Source organism: Labrys methylaminiphilus subsp. lupini, from assembly GCF_051161885.1.
Classification (GTDB): domain Bacteria; phylum Pseudomonadota; class Alphaproteobacteria; order Rhizobiales; family Labraceae; genus Labrys.
Window position 1 is genome coordinate 2,740,120 of the sequence record NZ_JBMDIH010000001.1, and the last position, 17,747, is coordinate 2,757,866.

The 17,747-nt window shown below is 63.3% G+C and carries 18 protein-coding genes; 9 read left to right on the forward strand and 9 right to left on the reverse strand.

Going from position 1 to position 17,747, the window contains the following annotated elements; translation table 11 throughout:
- Positions 1-89: 89 nt before the first annotated feature.
- The 4 genes from ACN6KF_RS12895 to ACN6KF_RS12910 all read left to right on the forward strand — a co-directional run bounded on the left by ACN6KF_RS12895 (position 90) and on the right by ACN6KF_RS12910 (position 3,092).
- Positions 90-974 carry a DMT family transporter gene (locus ACN6KF_RS12895; RefSeq protein WP_434957207.1) on the forward strand — a complete coding sequence of 295 codons (885 nt, stop codon included), beginning with the start codon at positions 90-92 and terminating at the stop codon, positions 972-974.
- Positions 974-1,903, forward strand: coding sequence for a DMT family transporter (locus ACN6KF_RS12900; RefSeq protein ID WP_434957208.1), 930 nt, complete (start codon positions 974-976; stop codon positions 1,901-1,903). Before ACN6KF_RS12895 ends, ACN6KF_RS12900 begins: the two co-directional genes overlap by 1 nt.
- A 14-nt stretch (positions 1,904-1,917) precedes the next feature.
- On the forward strand, positions 1,918-2,703 hold the full coding sequence (locus tag ACN6KF_RS12905) for an enoyl-CoA hydratase-related protein (RefSeq protein WP_434957209.1): 786 nt from the start codon (positions 1,918-1,920) through the stop codon (positions 2,701-2,703).
- Positions 2,704-2,879: 176 nt separating this feature from the next.
- A complete protein-coding gene (locus ACN6KF_RS12910) occupies positions 2,880-3,092 on the forward strand; it encodes a hypothetical protein (protein ID WP_149254465.1) in 213 nt (70 codons plus the stop codon).
- Between the two features lie 286 nt (positions 3,093-3,378).
- Here the strand turns inward: ACN6KF_RS12910 and cml are convergent, their stop codons facing one another.
- From cml to cobS, 6 genes are all read right to left on the reverse strand, one after another.
- Entirely contained in the window at positions 3,379-4,581 is a 1,203-nt protein-coding gene (gene cml / locus ACN6KF_RS12915; protein WP_434957210.1) for a CmlA/FloR family chloramphenicol efflux MFS transporter, read from the reverse strand.
- Between the two features lie 273 nt (positions 4,582-4,854).
- Positions 4,855-5,190: a hypothetical protein gene (locus ACN6KF_RS12920; protein WP_434957211.1), complete on the reverse strand. Its 336-nt coding sequence runs from the start codon at positions 5,188-5,190 to the stop codon at positions 4,855-4,857.
- Positions 5,191-5,218: 28 nt separating this feature from the next.
- Positions 5,219-6,094 (reverse strand): NAD(P)-dependent oxidoreductase, encoded by an 876-nt coding sequence (locus ACN6KF_RS12925; RefSeq protein WP_434957212.1) that lies wholly within the window; start codon positions 6,092-6,094, stop codon positions 5,219-5,221.
- A gap of 42 nt (positions 6,095-6,136) precedes the next feature.
- Positions 6,137-6,922 carry a transporter substrate-binding domain-containing protein gene (locus ACN6KF_RS12930; RefSeq protein WP_434957213.1) on the reverse strand — a complete coding sequence of 262 codons (786 nt, stop codon included), beginning with the start codon at positions 6,920-6,922 and terminating at the stop codon, positions 6,137-6,139.
- Positions 6,923-7,029: 107 nt separating this feature from the next.
- Positions 7,030-7,278, reverse strand: coding sequence for a DUF1289 domain-containing protein (locus ACN6KF_RS12935; protein ID WP_434957214.1), 249 nt, complete (start codon positions 7,276-7,278; stop codon positions 7,030-7,032).
- A gap of 36 nt (positions 7,279-7,314) precedes the next feature.
- Complete coding sequence (gene cobS, locus ACN6KF_RS12940) at positions 7,315-8,121, reverse strand: adenosylcobinamide-GDP ribazoletransferase (protein ID WP_434957215.1); 807 nt, start codon at positions 8,119-8,121, stop codon at positions 7,315-7,317.
- A gap of 183 nt (positions 8,122-8,304) precedes the next feature.
- On the opposite strand from cobS, the gene cobT reads away from it, so the two are divergent.
- The 3 genes from cobT to ACN6KF_RS12955 all read left to right on the forward strand — a co-directional run bounded on the left by cobT (position 8,305) and on the right by ACN6KF_RS12955 (position 10,937).
- The gene (gene cobT / locus ACN6KF_RS12945) at positions 8,305-9,330 is read left to right on the forward strand and encodes a nicotinate-nucleotide--dimethylbenzimidazole phosphoribosyltransferase (protein WP_434957216.1); all 1,026 of its coding nucleotides are present in this window, start codon (positions 8,305-8,307) and stop codon (positions 9,328-9,330) included.
- 241 nt (positions 9,331-9,571) lie between these two features.
- Positions 9,572-9,871 (forward strand): porin, encoded by a 300-nt coding sequence (locus ACN6KF_RS12950; RefSeq protein ID WP_434957217.1) that lies wholly within the window; start codon positions 9,572-9,574, stop codon positions 9,869-9,871.
- Positions 9,872-10,178: 307 nt separating this feature from the next.
- Positions 10,179-10,937 (forward strand): MBL fold metallo-hydrolase, encoded by a 759-nt coding sequence (locus ACN6KF_RS12955; protein ID WP_434957218.1) that lies wholly within the window; start codon positions 10,179-10,181, stop codon positions 10,935-10,937.
- A gap of 93 nt (positions 10,938-11,030) precedes the next feature.
- Here the strand turns inward: ACN6KF_RS12955 and ACN6KF_RS12960 are convergent, their stop codons facing one another.
- On the reverse strand, positions 11,031-11,633 hold the full coding sequence (locus tag ACN6KF_RS12960; RefSeq protein WP_434957219.1) for an LSm family protein: 603 nt from the start codon (positions 11,631-11,633) through the stop codon (positions 11,031-11,033).
- Positions 11,634-11,743: 110 nt separating this feature from the next.
- Entirely contained in the window at positions 11,744-12,730 is a 987-nt protein-coding gene (gene dusA / locus ACN6KF_RS12965) for a tRNA dihydrouridine(20/20a) synthase DusA (RefSeq protein WP_434957220.1), read from the reverse strand.
- Positions 12,731-13,216: 486 nt separating this feature from the next.
- On the opposite strand from dusA, the gene ACN6KF_RS12970 reads away from it, so the two are divergent.
- A complete protein-coding gene (locus ACN6KF_RS12970) occupies positions 13,217-14,584 on the forward strand; it encodes an outer membrane protein (RefSeq protein WP_434957221.1) in 1,368 nt (455 codons plus the stop codon).
- A gap of 174 nt (positions 14,585-14,758) precedes the next feature.
- Here the strand turns inward: ACN6KF_RS12970 and ACN6KF_RS12975 are convergent, their stop codons facing one another.
- Positions 14,759-15,697: a LysR family transcriptional regulator gene (locus ACN6KF_RS12975; RefSeq protein ID WP_434957222.1), complete on the reverse strand. Its 939-nt coding sequence runs from the start codon at positions 15,695-15,697 to the stop codon at positions 14,759-14,761.
- A gap of 116 nt (positions 15,698-15,813) precedes the next feature.
- On the opposite strand from ACN6KF_RS12975, the gene ACN6KF_RS12980 reads away from it, so the two are divergent.
- Positions 15,814-17,610 (forward strand): adenine deaminase, encoded by a 1,797-nt coding sequence (locus ACN6KF_RS12980; RefSeq protein WP_434957223.1) that lies wholly within the window; start codon positions 15,814-15,816, stop codon positions 17,608-17,610.
- Positions 17,611-17,747 lie beyond the last annotated feature (137 nt).

The following is a 17,747-nucleotide window of genomic DNA, read 5'->3' on the forward strand; positions in this document are numbered from 1 at the left end:
AATCGTCGGACAAAGTATAGGTAAGTATTATTCTCTTACCCTCCTGATTGCCCGCTGCCTGCCGGCGGCGATCTTTTGATTGCGCCTCCATGCCACCCGCACAATCGCACTGGTCCGGAATCGTCGCGATGGTTCTCGCGACAGGGTTGTTCGTCGTCAGCGACAGTCTGATGAAGCTCACGGCGCAGGGCCTGCAACCGTTCCAGGTCCTGTTCATGCGCGGTTTCTTCGGGCTGTTGTCCTGCAGCCTCCTGCTGATCGCGACCGGACAGGTGCGCCAGCTCGGTGGCGCGTTGCATTGGCGCGCCGTGCTGCGCGCCCTGCTCGAGGCGACGGCCACCTTCTTCTACATGGCCGCGCTGTCCGCCATGCCGATCGCCGATGCGATCGCCATCGGCCAGACCGCACCGCTGCTGGTCATCGTCGCCATTGCAGTCATCTTCCGCGAGCGGATTAATGCGATCCGCCTCGTCCTGGTCTGCACCGGCTTCCTTGGCGCCCTCCTGGTGGCACAGCCCGGTGGCTCGGGCCTGTCGGCCGCAGCGCTCTATGCTTTTCTGACTGCGATGATGGTGGCGACGCGGGACCTGCTCACCCGTGGCACACCGTCCACCATTCCCACTTTCGTCGTCCTCACCACCACGACCGTCGTGCTGACGCTCGCCACCGGCTGCGCCACCCTGATCCATGAGAGCTGGATGCCGCCCTCGCTTGACCAGTGGCTGACCATGGCCGCGTCGGGCTTCATCGTCACGCTCGGCCAGATGGCAATCTTCCTCAGCTACCGCCGTGCGCCGGCCGGGATCGTGGCGCCCTACTATTACAGCTTCACCGTTTGGGCGGTGATCGGCGGCTTCCTGGTCTGGGGCGAAGTACCGAACGGGCTCGCCGTCACCGGCATGGTGATGATCGTGGCGAGCGGGCTTGCTTTGCTCTTCGTCAAATCGAGACGAACACAGGAAGCCATCGCCTGATGACCACGGTTGCGTTCACCGAGGCCGATCTCGGCCGTCAGCGGGCCAATCAGCGAGGCATCGTGCTGATGATCGGCGCCATGGCCTGCTTCGTGGTGAACGATTCCGTCGCCAAACTCGCCACGGCCCGCATGCCGGTCAGCGAGGTGATTGCCATCCGCGGTGTCTTCGCGACGCTTTTCGTACTCGCCCTCATCCTGGCGAACGGCCTTCAGCGCCATTTCCGCCTGATCTGGCAATGGCGGGTCGCGGCTCGCGGCGGCATGGAGAGCATAGTTGCCTTCGCCTCCATTCTCGGCCTCAGCCATGTGCCGCTCGGCATCGCCACCGCCATCGGGCAGATCGCGCCGATCCTGCTGCTCGCCTTTTCGGCCCTGTTGCTCAAGGAGAAAGTCGATGCCAGGCGATGGGCCGCCGTGTTCGTCTGTTTCGCCGGCGTGATCCTGGTTGCCCGTCCGAGCACGGAGGGCCTCAACCTCTATGTGCTGGCAACCCTGGCTTGTGCCGTACTGGCCGCGCTGCGCGACCTGGTCACCCATCGTATCGGCTCCAGCGTGCCGACCCTGCTGGTGACGCTTGGCACCACCACCATCGTCTCCCTGGCCGGCTTCGCAGGCTCGGCAGTGTCCGCCTGGCAGCCGCTCGCCCTTGCCGACCTTTCGCTGCTGATGCTGGGCGGCCTGAGCCTGGTCGGCGGTCATGCCCTGGTGATCGCAGCCTATCGCGGTACGGACGTCTCGGCCGTCAGCCCGTTCCGCTATTCGGCCATCGCGCTCTCCGTACTGGCCGGACTTGTGGTGTTCGGCGATTTGCCCGATGCGTGGACGGGCGCCGGCATGATATTGATCATCCTCAGCGGCCTTTATGCCGCCGGACGCGAGATGCGGCGCCGGCGTGCGATCGAGGCTGCTTTGGATAAGGGTGCCTGAGCAGGGAGTATGGCATGAGCGAGTTGGTGGTGGAGAATGTGGGTTCGGTACGCACCCTGACGCTGAACCGGCCCACAAAGCTCAACGCCTTTACGGCAAGCCTTCACGCCGAACTCCGCGCGGCCCTCTCGGCGGCAATCGCCGATGACGGCGTCAAGGTGGTCGTACTCACCGGCGAGGGGCGCGCCTTCTCTTCGGGCCAGGACCTCACCGAGGACCTGCCGCGCGACGACAAGGGCGGCATCGATCTCGGCCCTGCCCTGGAGCGGGACTACAATCCCCTGATCAAGCAGATCGTCACGTCGCCCAAGCCGACCATCGCGGCGCTCAACGGGCCGGCCGTCGGCGCCTCCATGAATATCGCGCTCGCCTGCGACATCGTATTGGCGGCGCGCTCCGCCACCTTGCAGGAAGCGTTTGCCAAGATCGCCCTGATCCCCGATGCCGGCGGCACCTGGCTGCTGCCGCGCCTGATTGGCCCCAAGCGGGCTCTCGCCCTCATGCTGACGGCCGAACCGGTGCCGGCGGAGGAGGCCCTGCGCATGGGCCTGGTCTACAAACTCTTCGAGGATGCGAGCTTCCGCGATGACGTCGCCGGTTTCGCCGCCAAGCTTGCCCAAGGCCCGGCCCTCGCTTTTCGCATGATCCGCGAGGCGATCCTGGCCAGCGCCGGTAATGATCTCGATACTCAACTGGCCTTGGAAGCAGCCCTGCAGCGCAAAGCCGGCGCTTCGTACGATTTTGCCGAAGGCGTTGCGGCCTTCCTGGCTAAGCGGGCTCCACAGTTTCAGGGGCGCTGACAACGCGTTTTGCGATTTGGCGGAAGCGCAAAGGCGCGTCGGGACAAGGAACCCGAGGAACCCGAGCAAAAAACGTTCAGTCATGAACGCGCTTTGCTCTAGAGTTGCGCTTTCTTAACGTGAAATCGTCGGCATTCCGGCCGAGAATGCAACCAAGTTGAAGTTGAGGATCTGATTTGTTTCGTTCACGCTGGATCTGGCTGGTACTGGCCGCGATACTCGGCATCGCCGCCATCTATGTCGGTAGCAATCCCGAAATGGCGAGTCGCTATGCCCAGGCGCAGCGCGACGCGGCCCTGAGCGCGGATACCAAGCAGACGGTGATGCTGCTGATCGCCCTGGCTGTCGGCGGCTATCTCGCCTGGTTCTTCCTCATCCGCAAGGAGTGAGCGCTCGGCGTTCCGAGCCAGGGACGCCAGAAAACAGGCGCCAGAAAAACGAAACCCCGCCATTGCTGACGGGGTTGCCTTGCGACAAAGACCAGGATCAAACCCGAAGGCGAAGCACCAGCCTATTCATTTTGATCGACCCATCCCCCAGTACATCCGTGGTAGGACTGCCTTTCAATCAGGCACCCGACGCGTCCGCCGAATCACCCTTGAGTGACTATATAGAGAGCCTTTGTGACGGGAACAAGATGGGCTGGAGCAAAATGCTTCAGCCCGCAGATGAATTTCAGACGTCGGCTTCCAAGAGCCTCTCGCGCTTTGCTCCGGCAAGCAGGAGAACCAGGCCCGCCATGCCGGCGGCATAGGCGACCAGCGGCCAGGCGGTATCCCCCGGCAGGATCAATACAGCCAAGGTACCGCCGATGCTGACCAGCAGGCTCTGCACACAAAAATACAGCGCGACCGCAGCACCGGCGATGTCATCGAAGCCTTCGAGCGCGCCATTGGCGGCAACACCGCCGGCGAGGACGATACCAACGGCGATCACCCACATCGGCGCGAGGAAGCTCCACCAGGACGGCGCCTCCATGATCTCGCCCGCAGCGAGCAAGCCGGCGCCAGCCAGGATCGTCACCATCGCCCGCTTGAGACAACCCAGACGCCCCCAGCGCTCGACACGGCCAGGCACGAAGCGCGTTGCGGCCATCATCGCCAAGGCTGCCGTAGCGAAGGCAAGGCTGAAAGCCAGGGGCGAATAGCCGGCCCTGTCGATCAGCACGCGGGGCGCGGTGGAGAAGAAGACGAAGAAGCTTCCCATCGCCGTGCCGAAGCCTGTCGTATAGGTCCAGAATGCATAGCTGCCGAGAACCGAGGTGGCGGGGCGCCGGGCGCCCTCCACCACTGCTCGCCGGGTCTCGGGCCAGCGCCATGCCGCATGGACGAAGGCAGCCGCCATCAGCAGTCCGAGCGTGACGAAGATCGCCCGCCAGCCGAAATGATCGGCAATGAGCGCCCCGGCAATCGGCCCCAGGGCCGGCACGAAGGCAAGCATGGCGCTGAACAGGCTGTAGATGACCGCACCCTCAGGGCGTTCGGCGTAGACGTCCCGCACCGTGGCGAAGGTTGCCACCAGGGCGGCGGAGGCGCCGGCCGCTTGCAGGAAGCGCAGGGCCACGAAGGCGGTGGCGTTCGAACTGGCCGCAAGTCCCAAAGAAGCGAAGAGGAACACAGCGGCGCCTCCGATCAGAACCGGCCGGCGGCCGATGCGGTCGGACAGCGGTCCGAAGACGATCTGCCCCACGCCCAGCATCACCATATAGAGGCTGAGGGTCAGTTGGATCACCGATACGCTGGTTGCCAGCGTCACCGGCATGATGGGCACGATGGGCAGATAGATATCCATGGCCAGGGAGGCGAGGATATCGAAGGGTGCCATCAGCAGCAGGGTCGACGGCAGGGTATAGCCCCAGACGGGGTTTTTGGCAGGCATGACAAAACATCCGCTCAAATGAAAACATTCGGCGGCGGTCTGCCTTTCAGCGCGAAACCGGACGGGATCGGACAGAACGCCGCAACAACATCGACATGTCGTTGCGGCCTAGCGGTCCGACGATTTGAGGCCCTTCATGTCCGGCTCCTGGCTGTCATTGCAATGGATGAGCGGCACGGCTTTATCAAAATGCTGCCGGGCGAACAATCCTCGGCGGGCATTTCCTCGACCGGCTACAGTGAGAGCCACCTTGTCAGGGTCGGCCCCTGCCCCTCAGGATTGCAGGCCATCCAGATCGGAGACCAGGCGCAGATAACCGCCGCGATAGTCCCCGAAATCCGTTAGCTGAGCATCCGCTAACTGGCCTGCATTCGTGCATCGCCCCATCCAGCTGCGCACACCGGCAACGTCCTCGGACGTGGTTTCCACCGTGGCACCGAGATGGCGTTCGAGGAAGGCCGTGAGGGCTGCCACGGCCTCGTCGAGACCGGATGACGTCGCCAGCATCAGGCTTTCATAGAGCTTGCCTTCCTCCTCGTCGGTCTCGGCATTGTAGTCCGGCTCGCCGTCGAAACCTGACGGCGAGCCCATATCCTCGAGGGTCTTCATGAATGCGGCTTTCCCATCATCGCCTGATTCAGCTGCGCGGCTTTTCGAGCCGGGCGACGAGGCTGCAGGTATCCCAGCGCCGGCCGCCCATGGCCTGGACCTCCGCATAGAACTGGTCGACCAGTGCCGTCACCGGCAATTGGGCGCCATTCGCCCGTGCGGTATCCAGGCAGATGCCCAGATCCTTGCGCATCCAGTCGACCGCGAAGCCGAAATCGAACTTGCCTTCCTGCATCGGCTTCCAGCGGTTTTCCATCTGCCAGGATTGCGCGGCCCCCTTCGAGATCACACCGATCACCTTTTCGATGTCGAGCCCGGCCTTGTTGGCGAAATGGACGCCCTCGGAGAGGCCCTGTACCAGCCCGGCGATGCAGATCTGATTGACCATCTTGGTCAATTGACCGGCGCCCGAGGGCCCCATGAGCTGGCAAGCCTTGGCATAGTGGGCGATCACCGGCTCAGCCCGGGCATAGACATCGGCATCGCCGCCGCACATCACGCCAAGCGCACCGTTTTCCGCGCCGGCCTGCCCGCCCGAAACCGGGGCATCGATGAAGCCGAGGCCGAGCTTGCCGGCCGCTTCGTACAATTCGCGCGCGACCTCGGCCGAGGCGGTGGTGTGGTCGACGAAAACCGCCCCCTTCTTCATGCCGGAAAAGGCGCCTTGCGGACCCGTCGTCACCGAGCGCAGGTCATCGTCATTGCCCACGCAGGCAAAGACGATGTCGGCGTCCGCAGCCGCTTCGGCCGGCGTCGGCGCGGAAGCGTTGCCGTATTTTTCCACCCAGGCCTGTGCCTTGGCGGGCGTGCGATTATAGACGGTGACCTGATGACCGCCGCGTACGGCCAGATGGCCCGCCATTGGAAAGCCCATCACGCCAAGGCCGAGAAACGCCACTTTCATCGCAGAACTCCTTTATCCCAGCGCTTCCAACAGCTGCCAGGTTCAATAGATCGAGAAGGGGAAATATTTGTCGTTGATTGTCTTGTAGGTACCATCGGCGACGATATCGGCAATCGCCTTGTTGAATTTTTCGACGAGATCCCCATCGCTCTTGCGCAAGGCAATGCCCTCGCCCTCGCCGAAGAAGCTGGGATAATCGGCCACGTCGACGTCGGCCTTGAGCTCGCAACAGAGGCTTTCGGGCTTGGCCAGCCAGCCGGCCAGCACCAGCTTGTCGGCAAGCACCGCATCGAGCCGCCCGGTCACCAGATCGGCATTGGCCTCGGCCTGGCTGCCATAAAGCTTGATCTGGGCGCCTCCCGCCTGGATCTCCGCCTGCAGGAAGGCGGCCTGCGCCGTGTTGGCCATCACACCGACCACCTTGTCCTTCAATCCCGCAGCGTCCCAGGCGGCGATCTTGCTATCCTTGCGGGCCACGAAACTGGTGGGCCGGTCATAATAGCGATTGGTGAAAGCGACCTGTCGCCGGCGCTCCGGCGTGATCGCCATGGACGAGACGATGGCGTCGACCTTGCCCGCGTTCAAGGACGGAATCAGGGCGTCCCAATCGAGAACTTCGAAACTGCAGGTCGCTCCCATCTTCTGGCAGAGCGCCTTGGCGATATCGACATCGAAACCGATGGGCTGATCCTTGGCATCGAGCTGGTTGAAGGGTGGATATTCGCCTTCTGTGGCGATGCGGATCGATTTCCACTCCCTGGCCGAGACAGTGCTGCCGGCAAAGGCGACGAGGGCGACAGCCAAGATGAAAGTGCCGATCCGCGTCATACCGTCTCCTCGATGATTCCCCGAAATGTCTGGCGATTTGGCGGAATCACCAGCAATCGCAGCGGCACCTCGAAGCACAAAAGAGTTCAGCCCTTCAAATGTGGCATTCATGCGCGGTTGCGCCGCCCGGTCCGCCTGCGCGCCGCCATCGCAGTGTCGAAAGCATCGCGGGCGGCCTGCAAGGCCGGCGTTTGCGCGAAACGCTCCGGCAATCTCGCCATCAGCGCCAAGCGGTCCTCCTCGCTCATCTCTACCCAGCGGCCGATTTCCAGGCCGGAGCGTCCGCAACCGATGCAAAAGCCGCTCGCCGCCTCGATGCGGCAAATGGCGATGCATGGCGTGGAGGTGATCTGCATGGCGTTCACAATCCAGATAGCGCGATATCGAGTAATCTAGGCATACCAGCCCAGCGGCGCCAGAGCACCTGCCAGAACCGCCACTTCGGCAAGCATCACGGCGGCACCGCAAACGTCGCCGGTCTGTCCGCCGATCTGCCGCTCCGCCAGCCTGGTGACAGCATAGGCCGCCGCAAGCCCGACCAAAGGCGCGAGAACCGACATGAAATGGCCGGTTCCGGCCCAAGCCAGGAGAGCCGCCACGACCATGGCAGGGACGGCTCCCGAGCGCCAGGCATGGCTGGTCAAACGGCCCACCGAGGCACCGGCGCCGTCCCGGCGCGCCGCCCCCAGCAAAACCAGCGGCAAAAGCCCCACGATACGGGAAACACCGACGGCAGCGGCCAAGATCAGGCCCGCGCGCCAGACGCTGCCCGTCGCCGTCAGCAAGGAGGCGAGCAACGACACCCGGGCGGCGAGGGTCAGCATCAGGGCCGTCGCTCCATAGGCGCCGATGCGCGAATCACGCATGATTTCGAGCTTGCGCTCCAGCGTGCCGCCACCGCCGAATCCATCCGCGACATCCGCAAGTCCGTCCTCATGCATGGCGCCGGTCATCACGGCCAGGGCGGCGACCGCGAAGATGGCGGCAACCGTTGCGGGCAAGCCGGCAAGATGGGCGATGGCCAGCACGATGGCGGCAGCCAGGCCGAGCACGGCGCCTGCCAACGGCGTGACCGGCGCCAGCCGCTCCATATCAGGCCGACCATGCGGATCGACTTCGAAGGACAGGACGGGCACCGGAAGGCGCGACCAGAAGCGCAGAGCCTGCGGAATGCTGGCGAAAAGCGATGAATGCATCATGGCGATGACCTGCATGCCATGCTGGCGCACATCAAATCAACGGTGCGATGACCCCTGCGGCTTTTCCTTGCACCGCCTCCCGTGTCGACGCCGGGGTATCAACCGTCGTCACACGACCTTTCCGCCTCGCAGTCATCGGTCTATAAGCGCGGCAAATCATTTCTCCTGCGCTGGAGCATCCCAATGGCTTTTGCCGGCACCGCCCTGCCCTTCGACGACATACGCGAGCTTGCCCGCAACATGCCCGCCCTCGACGACAACGCCGTGGCAGGGGTGAAGCAGCGCGACAGCCAATTGACCAAGCCGCCGGGCAGCCTCGGTCGGCTGGAGACCATCGTCGAATGGCTCGCCGCCGTGCAGGCCACGCCCTCTCCCACGGTCTCGCGGCCCCTGGTGGCGATCTTTGCGGGCAATCACGGCGTGGTCGCCCGCGGCGTTTCGCCCTATCCGCAGGAAGTCACGCGCCAGATGCTGGAGAATTTCGCCGCCGGGGGCGCCGCGATCAACCAGATCTGCTCGACATTCGACATCGGCCTCAAAGTGTTCGATCTCGCTCTGGATATCCCCACCGGCGACATCACCTGCGAAGCCGCCCTCGACGAAAAAGCCTGCGCGGCCACCATGGCTTTCGGCATGGAGGCGGTTTCCGGCGGCATCGACCTGCTGGTTCTGGGTGAGATGGGCATCGGCAACACCACCATCGCCGCCGCCATCTACCATGCTCTCTACGGCGAGGAGGCAGCCCATTGGGTCGGCCGCGGCACGGGCATCGACGATGCCGGCCTGGCCCGCAAGATCGCGGCTGTCTCCGCCGCGGTCGAGTTTCACCGCGACCATCTCAAGGACCCGCTCGAAGTGCTGCGGCGTCTCGGTGGCCGCGAAGTCGCGGCGATGGCCGGCGCCATCCTGGCGGCCCGCAGCCAGCGCGTGCCGGTAGTGCTGGACGGCTATGTCGTCTGCGCCGCCGCGGCCATCCTCCATGCCATGGATCCCGCCTTGCTGGACCACTGCATCGCCGGGCATGTCTCCGCCGAGGGAGCCCATGCCGATGTACTGGTTCGTCTCGGCAAGAAGCCCCTGCTTGATCTGGGCATGCGACTCGGCGAAGCATCCGGCGCTGCCCTGGCGGTGTCTCTCATCAAAGCAGCTCTTGCCTGCCATACCGGCATGGCGACCTTCGCTCAGGCTGGTGTCACCGACAAGGCGTGAGCTGCGCTTGATGATACAGATAGGGCGGGACGACGACGAAATGTAACAAACCGTTACATCTCGTGTTCCACCCGCAAAAGCTTTGCCGCGAAGTGGTCACGATCGGGCGCTAGGCCTGAGTCGATGCTAGAGTCGGGTATGTCTCGGTAAAAATGCCTGCTGTGCTCTAATTTTTGTTTCGACGCGTCTTTGCGAATGTCGGTGATTCCGCCAAATCGCAAAACGCTTTAGGAGCCTATTCATGTTCAGGACGATCAGCGCCGCCATTGCCGTGTTTGCCTTCACGGCACCTGGCTTTGCCGGCGAGAAAACGGATCCCCGCTGCAGTCAGTATGGCGAAGGGTTCGTCTATTCGGCCGATACCGGCATGTGCATCAGGGTCGGCGGCGAGTTCAGGGCCGATTACGGCTTCAGGAAGCAGAGCGGCCTCGGCCAGCAGAGCGGCTTCGGCTCCTCCGTCAAGGGCCATGTCGATGCGCGCGGCAACACCGATCTCGGCCCCTTCCGCATCGTGGTCGAACCGACCGCACGCAAGTTCTGAGCCAGGCAGACTCCCCTGATCGAACTGCAGGGTCTCAAACGCCCGCTTTGTGCGTTTTCGCACAGACAGTTTCGGCATTTCGTGAGCTGGCCTCTCCTGGCCCATTCTCGCCGGTTTTGGCTGCTTTCTTTGAGTTGAAGTCCCGGGACTTTTCGGTTCATACCGGTGGATGACTTGACATGCATCACCCGGCTGAAGCCTCGCCGACCTGCGAGGTTTCCGATCGAAATAGAACAGACTTCGGCATGAGGCAGATACTTCTTCGCTCCCCCCAGTTCTCGATGCCCCGGCAGCAGGGGATCCTGTCATGCGTGTGACGGTGATCGGTTGCGGCGATGCATTCGGGTCAGGTGGACGGTTCAATACCGCCAGCCTGGTCGAAATCGAGGACCCGCAGGAGGGCCGCACCGTCTGCCTGCTGGATTGCGGCGCGACGACGATGACGGCGCTCAGCGCCATCAACATCGACCCCGACCAGATCGATTTGATCATGCTGACTCATCTGCATGGCGATCATTTCGGCGGCATTCCTTTCCTGCTGCTCGATGCGCAATGGGTCCGCAAGCGCACCCGTTCACTGCGCATCATCGGCCCTCCCGGTACGATCGAACGCCTGTCCACCACCATCGAAGCCCTGTTTGCCGGGGCGACCATGGAGACGCCCTGGAGCTTTGCCTGGAGCGTGGAGGAAATGGCGCCGGGGACGCAGCGCGAAGCCCAGGGCTTCACGATCCGTACCGTCGAGGTGGTGCATCCCTGCGGCGCGCCGGCCACCGCGGTGCGGCTGGAAGGCGGCGGCAAGATCTTCGTGCATTCCGGCGACACCGAATGGACCGAAGTCCTGCCTGAGATCGCCGACGGCGCGGACCTGCTCTTTCTCGAATGCTTCGCCATCGAGGAAACCCCGCCTCACCTCAACTATAATCGCCTGCTCGCCCGCCGCGGCGATTTCAACGCCAAACGCGTCGTGCTCACCCATATGGGCCCGACCATGCTGGCCCATCATGACAAGGTCGACCGCACCTTGTTCGACCTTGCCGAAGACGGCATGGTGATCGAGATATAGGCTCTACCTTGGAGCGCGGACATCTTGCCCGCTCTTCTCGCCCTGCATACGGCGGTTCCAAGAGCGGACAAGATGTCCGCGCTCCGATTCTTCTCACATCGGCGGCGCGGCGCCGTTCTGGCCCGTAGCGACGCTGTTTGTCCGCCAGTCCTTGCCGTCGGGCTGGGCCACGACGAAAACCGCGATCCCCGGCTTGATGATCGTGCGCTCGGCCGCATTGAACTGCACGACGGGAACCTCGGGCGGGATCACGATCTTGCGGCTGCCACCGGGAAAGCTGAGCATGACCTCCCGACCCGCCGCGGTCGAGACGACCTCGCCGCCAACCGTGCCATTGGTCATGCGCGCGCCCGGCTTGGAATCCCAGTCCCGCTCGCCCTCGCCACTCTTGACGCCGGGCGGAAAGACATGGACCTCCAGCGATTTGCCCGAACCGTCTGCCTGGGGGATCTGCGCCGTGCCGATGAAGCTGCCGGCATGGATGGCCTCGACGCTGATGGGCACCACCAGCCGGGCCTTCCAGTCAGGCGCAAGATGGATCGAAATGCTCTGGCCGTCCGAGGTCTTGAGGCTGAGCCCCTTGCCATCCAGCGACTCGATCGTGCCGCGGAAGATCTTGCGGGGGGCCTCCTGCGCCTGGGCCGGAAGGATGAAGGCGAGCACCAGCAAGCCGGCAAGCCGATAGGGTTTCGTCATGATGCAAACTCCGCGCCCCCGCGACGCAACAGCGTCCCCGATGACGCAGCATAGCGCCGCGGCGAGACGAGACGATTCACTTTGACGGGAGCAGCGGGTCGGCGGCCCGATCAGGCGGCCTTGGCCTCGATCGCGCGGCGGACATGCACAGCCGCCTCGAACAGCACTTCGAGCCCGGCTCCCGGCTTGACCGCCTCGGTGGCGAGGTGGCGCCGATAGAGCCGCGCGCCCGGCCGCCCCGGGAAGAGACCGATCATGTGGCGGGTGATAGAGCTCAGCCGCACGCCCTCAGCCAACTGCCCCTCGATATAGGGCGCCATCGCCTCGATGGCCTCGAAGCCGTCGGCGACAGGCGCGGCCACACCAAACAGCGTGGGATCGACGGCGAGCAGGATCTCGGGATTCTGATAAGCCTCGCGCCCCACCATCACGCCGTCGAGACGAGCCCGATGCGTGCTCCATTCCTCGACGGCCTTGATGCCGCCATTGATGGATATGGAGAGATCGCGATTGGCTTCCTTCAGCCGATAGACACGGCCGTAGTCGAGCGGCGGCACGTCGCGGTTTTCCTTGGGGCTCAGCCCCTTCAGCCAGGCCTTGCGCGCGTGCACGATCAGGGCATCGACGCCGGCAGCCCGGACGGTCGCGGTGATGCGATCGAGTGCGACCTCGGGATCCTGCTCGTCGATGCCGATGCGGCACTTGACGGTGACGGGCAGGTCGACCGCGGCCTTCATCGCGGCCACGCACTCGCCGACGAGTTCCGGTTCCGCCATCAGGCAGGCGCCGAACCGCCCCTCCTGCACGCGATCGGACGGGCAGCCGACATTGAGATTGATCTCGTCATAGCCGAAATCGGCGCAGATGCGGGCCGAGGTGGCCAGGTCCTTCGGATTGGAGCCGCCAAGCTGCACGGCGATGGGATGTTCCTCGCCGGAAAAGCCGAGCAGACGCTGCCGGTCGCCATGGATCACGGCACCGGTGGTCACCATCTCGGTGTAAAGCAAGGCCTTCGCCGAGAGGATGCGATGGAAGAACCGGCAATGACGATCCGTCCAGTCCATCATCGGGGCGATGGAGAAGTCTCGTTCCAACATGCTGCTTTCGTTGCTCTTTCACACTCGCGGCACCCATCCTGAGGGCGTCGGGCCGCCAAGCGCCGCAGGCTCTTACAGCATTTTCCTGTTTTTTTCAAAGAGTTGATCGGCCCTCCGTCAGCCGACGTGACCGACATAATAGCTTGGAAAGTGGCGAAGGTCCGGAAGCAGCGCGAGACGTAGCCGCATCGGAAGTAAATCATGACCATTCGCTGAAGCCACCTCGACCAGACCGGCACGCGCGTTCTGGTTGGCAACATGAAGAACCCAGGGGAGAAGGTCGGCAACGAAACCTGAAGCGATCTGGTGCCAGCAACCGCTTGAGCGTTGCTTGTTTTATAAGCAGTTTAAAAGGTCGCTCTGACTAAGCCGAATGGAATGTAACCTTGAAACTGCTATGGTTTTCGGCCGCTTTTGAATAATAGACTTTGCGTTTAGCAGTGCGCGATGCCATAATTCTCCGGCAATGCGCGGCTGGAGAGTTTCATGCGCCCGAATCGTGATGCCAAACATTCTCGATCAAAGATAGCCTATCAAGTATTATTGGCGGCAACAGGACTTCTAGCCATCCCAATAGACGGACAGGCGCAAGAATCAACTGCTCTCTCCCTGTCCTATTCGCCATCCTATTCTTGGTCCGGGGCCTATTTCGGGGCGCAAACCGGCGGCGGATGGGTGCGTGCTCATTACAGCCTGGGTCCTGCCACCCGAAGGCGACCGGCTCAACCAATCGACATGGCCGGCGGTTTGGCCGGGGTCTATGCGGGATATAATTTTCAGTCTGGCCCACTGGTGGCCGGCATGGAGGCTGACTTCGCAAAGACTTGGATTCGCGGAGACCGCTTCGTCGTACCGCTCAATGCCATGTCCGTGGGTTCACAAATCGATTGGAGCGTTTCCGTTCGGGGGCGGCTGGGATACGCAATCGGGAATTTCCTGCCCTATCTAGCCGGCGGAGTGACGTTCGCCGACGCCAATTTTCCGACGACCCTGTATGGCGGGCAGGCGCCCCGCAGCGACCACCAGTCGCATGTCGGATGGACCATCGGCGCAGGCATCGAATACGGGCTATCCGAGAACCTGATCTTTCGCACCGAATATCGCCATACCGATTTTGGAAAGAAATACGTATTCCGAACGATGCCTGATGGTTCCGCCGATCGCCCGTCGCAAACCTCAATCGCCACCGACGAGATCCGGATCGGCATCGCCTGGAAACTCGGCGCCCCGTCTGGAAGGGAAGAGCGAGCCCTTTCATGGGCGGAGCTCCCGCCCTTTGATTGGAGTGGCCCCTACGCCGGCGCCCAGGCCGGCTTTACCTGGGAACGGTCCAGCTATTATCCGCTCACGGCAATATCGTCACGGGTGCAGTTGAACACCTCGACCACCGTCCCTTGGATTTTCGCCGGCTATAACTGGCAGCTCGGAAGGATCGTCCTGGGCGGGGAAGGCGATGTCCTCCTATCGAAAATCGACTCCCGCGGGGTCCTGAGGGATGCCCATGGCACACCCTACCCAGACTTCCAGGTCGCGTCCGCCCTGGATCATGCTTGGTCGGTTCGGGGTCGGCTCGGTTTCGCTTTCGGCCGATTTCTTCCCTACATTACCGGAGGCGTTGCCGGAGCCAAATTCAGTCACACCGTCGAGACCCCCTTCGAGCAGCGGAAGTTCAACCATCATTTCACGCGTTGGACGGCCGGAGCCGGGTTGGACTACGCACTCACCAATCATCTGCTCGTCAGAGCGGAATACCGCTACACCCCCTATGGAGAAGTCACTCCGCGCGGTGGCCCCAGCCATATGATCGACGTCAGGACGAATGAGGTTCGCATCGGTGCCGCCTTCAAGCTGTGAGGGGATGGGTCTCAACGGCCAAGGCAAGCTTTGAGCGCAGGCGACGGCCTGCCTCACCGAACAGAGAGGCTCTGCATAGGTTGGTGACAGAGAAGTTCTTGGTGCGGTTGCGAGATACCCCCCTTTCGCTGCTCTTTATGCCTCTAGCGCCCAACACGAGGATATCGCCCGCCGTCACCCAACGCGCTCGACATAATAGCGTGGCACCCGCCCCTTCTCCCGGTCGCGATAGAAATCGGCGCAGAAATCGGCGAAGGCCCGGAAGCGGCGCGAGACGTGGCGGCGCCGGGAATAGATCAGGTTGATCGCAGTCTCCGGCGAGCGCCATTGCGGCAGGACAGGCGCGAGCAGGCCATGCTCGCATTCGGTTTCGACGAAGAAACCGGGCAGATAGGCGATGCCTTCGCCGGCCACCGCGAAATATTTGAGCGTCCAGTAGTCGTTGGTCATGCAGCTCACCGGCGGCAGGATGTCGGTCTCCGCGCCCTGTGCATCGGCGAGATACCAGGATTGCGGACGGGTGGGCTGGCGGAAGATCAGGCCGCGATGGCCGACGAGATCGTCGGTCGTTTCAGGCAGGCCGTGGCGGTCGAGATAATCAGGGCTGGCATAGAGCCCGTAGGAGGCCGTCGCCAAGCGGCGGCTGACATAGTCGATCTCGGACGGCTCTCCCCAGTGGAAGATACCGTCGAGAGCCAGTTCAGTGACATCCGAGAAAGGCTGCCGCGAGGTCAGGAACATCACGTCGAGCACCACCTGCGGATAGTTCTGGCGGAAGGCGAACAGCAGCTCGGAGGTGATGGTGGTGCCGAACTCGCCGGTGGAACCGACCCGCAGCGTGCCGGCGACCTCGTGGCGCATCTCGGCCATGGCCGTCGCCGCATCCTCGCAGCTTGCCTGGATGCGTCGGGCGTGGCGCAGCAATTCGGAGCCGGCATCGGTCACGTGGAGGTGATGGCCTTCGCGCACGAAGAGTTCGACGCCGAACTCGTCCTCGAGTTGGCGGATGCGATGGCTGAGCGTGGATTTGGGCAGGCGGTGCAGCCGCGCGGCCGCTGAAATCGAGCGGGCATCCGCCACCTTCACGAAGCAATCGATTATGGAAAGATCCATGCCGGCCCCAATTTCGTTCAAAGAATTGGACGATCAGTTCATCGGATAGCCTAATTCGACCAGTTGTGTAAACGATCGGCGGCCGGAATACTCCCTTCCAATCCAGGGAGGTTTCAGTGACGGATATACGGGAGTTCATTCGCGCCGCGTCGGGCCACGGTGCCAAGGCGAGCCTGGCGGTTCGCGGCGGCCGACTTGTCAATGTGGTGTCGGAGGAGATCTACAAGGCCGACATCGCCATTCTCGGCGATCGCATCATCGCCGTCGGCGACATCGCCGACCATGTCGGGCCCGGGACCGAGATCATCGATGCCAGCGGCAAATATCTCTGCCCGGGCATGATCGACGGGCATCTGCATGTCGAATGCTCCAAGCTCTCGATCACGAGCTTCGCCAAGGCCGTCGTGCCGCTCGGCACCACCTCGATCGTCACCGGCCTCGACCAGATCATCGTGGTGGGCGGCCCGGCCGCAGCCCGCGAATTCCTCGACGAGGCCCGCCAGACGCCGCTGAAAGTGTTCTGGGGCGCGCCCTGCAAGACGCCATACACCATGCCCCGCTCGACCGTCGGGCATTATTTCGGCCCGCAGGATCACCTTGCCACCCACCACTGGCCCGAATGCGTCGGCATCTGGGAGACGGTGCGCGAGTTCATCCAGGAGGAGGATGCCGACGTGCTCAAGGCGATCGAGATCGCCGAGGCCAGCCGCCTGCCCCTGCTCGGCTGCTGCCCAATGACGCGCGGTGCCCGGCTAGACGCCTATCAGCAGGCCCGCGTGCGCGCCGACCATGAGAGCTACACGCCCGAGGAGATGCTGGAGAAGCTGCGCGCCGGCATGCATGTGGTGGTGCGCGAATCCTCGATCTCGCACTTCCTCTCCGACAATCTGCGCATCGTCACCGAAATGGGCGTGAAGGCGCTGCGCCGTATCAGTTTCTGCACCGACGACGTCGTCGCCAGCGATATCCTGGCCCGCGGCCATCTCGACAACATGGTCCGCATGGCGATCGCCATGGGTATCTCGCCGATGGCGGCGATCCAGATGGCGACGATCAACGGCGCCGATGCCCTGAGGATCGACGACAAGGTCGGCTCGATCTCGCCGGGCCGTGCCGCCGATATCCTGCTGATCAACGACCTGCGCGACTTCAAGATCGAGGCGGTGATCGCCAAGGGCGCCCTGGCGGCGCGCGACGGCAGGATGGCCGTCGATCTCGCGCCTCCCCCACGCAGCGAGGCCCTGCTGCACTCGATCAAGCTCGAGCCGATCAAGCCTGAAGAAATCGCCGTGCCCGTCACCGGCGCCGGCGACAGTGCCGACGTCCTGGCGATCGCGGTAACGCCGGAGAAGATCTTCGTGCGCACGCGACGCGACGTGACGCTGCCGGTGAAGGACGGGCGCGTACAAGCCGATATCGGCCAGAACGTGCAGTATATCACCGTGGTCGAACGCTACGGCAAGACGCGCAACCGCCCCGTCGCCTTCACCTCCGGCTTCGGCCTGAAGGCCGGCGCCATGGCCAGTTCCACCGCCCCGGATGACAACAACATCATCTGCATCGGCACCGATGCCGAAGACATGGCCGTTGCCATCAACCATCTCATCGCCAACCAGGGCGGCCAGGTGGTGGTGCGCGATGGCAAGGTGCTCGAATTCCTGCATCTGCCGATCGGCGGCATCGTGGCGGATATCGAGCCTCAGGCGATGGCCGAGAAGGAATTGCGGCTCGACGACGCGGTGCGGAGCCTCGGTTGCGACCTGCCCTGGCCGTTCATGTACATGTTCGTGCTGCAGATCACTGCGATTCCCGACTACGCAATCACCGATCTCGGCATGGTCGATTGCGTCAACTTGAAGGTGATCTCGCCGCTGGCCGATGCGGCCGGCAAAAAAATCGAGGCGGCGGCATAACGCGCTGTCGAAGGCTTAGAGCCGCTCCACGAACAAGCAGGTTGATAAGATCGTCATCCCCGGCCGAGCCTTCACAAGCTTGCTTGTGAAGGCTCGGCCGGGGATGACAAAACGCCGATCGCAAACGGCATCTGGTA

Bases quoted from the DNA above. Each gene is read 5' to 3' on its own strand.
- ACN6KF_RS12960 (WP_434957219.1), bottom strand. From the start codon at position 11,633: ATGACGAAACCCTATCGGCTTGCCGGCTTGCTGGTGCTCGCCTTCATC.
- ACN6KF_RS12955 (WP_434957218.1), top strand. From the start codon at position 10,179: ATGCGTGTGACGGTGATCGGTTGCGGCGATGCATTCGGGTCAGGTGGA.
- ACN6KF_RS12935 (WP_434957214.1), bottom strand. From the start codon at position 7,278: ATGCAGATCACCTCCACGCCATGCATCGCCATTTGCCGCATCGAGGCG.
- ACN6KF_RS12975 (WP_434957222.1), bottom strand. From the start codon at position 15,697: ATGGATCTTTCCATAATCGATTGCTTCGTGAAGGTGGCGGATGCCCGC.
- cobS (WP_434957215.1), bottom strand. From the start codon at position 8,121: ATGATGCATTCATCGCTTTTCGCCAGCATTCCGCAGGCTCTGCGCTTC.
- ACN6KF_RS12950 (WP_434957217.1), top strand. From the start codon at position 9,572: ATGTTCAGGACGATCAGCGCCGCCATTGCCGTGTTTGCCTTCACGGCA.
- cobT (WP_434957216.1), top strand. From the start codon at position 8,305: ATGGCTTTTGCCGGCACCGCCCTGCCCTTCGACGACATACGCGAGCTT.
- ACN6KF_RS12900 (WP_434957208.1), top strand. From the start codon at position 974: ATGACCACGGTTGCGTTCACCGAGGCCGATCTCGGCCGTCAGCGGGCC.
- ACN6KF_RS12895 (WP_434957207.1), top strand. From the start codon at position 90: ATGCCACCCGCACAATCGCACTGGTCCGGAATCGTCGCGATGGTTCTC.
- ACN6KF_RS12905 (WP_434957209.1), top strand. From the start codon at position 1,918: ATGAGCGAGTTGGTGGTGGAGAATGTGGGTTCGGTACGCACCCTGACG.
- cml (WP_434957210.1), bottom strand. From the start codon at position 4,581: ATGCCTGCCAAAAACCCCGTCTGGGGCTATACCCTGCCGTCGACCCTG.
- ACN6KF_RS12970 (WP_434957221.1), top strand. From the start codon at position 13,217: ATGCGCCCGAATCGTGATGCCAAACATTCTCGATCAAAGATAGCCTAT.
- ACN6KF_RS12930 (WP_434957213.1), bottom strand. From the start codon at position 6,922: ATGACGCGGATCGGCACTTTCATCTTGGCTGTCGCCCTCGTCGCCTTT.
- ACN6KF_RS12925 (WP_434957212.1), bottom strand. From the start codon at position 6,094: ATGAAAGTGGCGTTTCTCGGCCTTGGCGTGATGGGCTTTCCAATGGCG.
- dusA (WP_434957220.1), bottom strand. From the start codon at position 12,730: ATGTTGGAACGAGACTTCTCCATCGCCCCGATGATGGACTGGACGGAT.
- ACN6KF_RS12920 (WP_434957211.1), bottom strand. From the start codon at position 5,190: ATGAAGACCCTCGAGGATATGGGCTCGCCGTCAGGTTTCGACGGCGAG.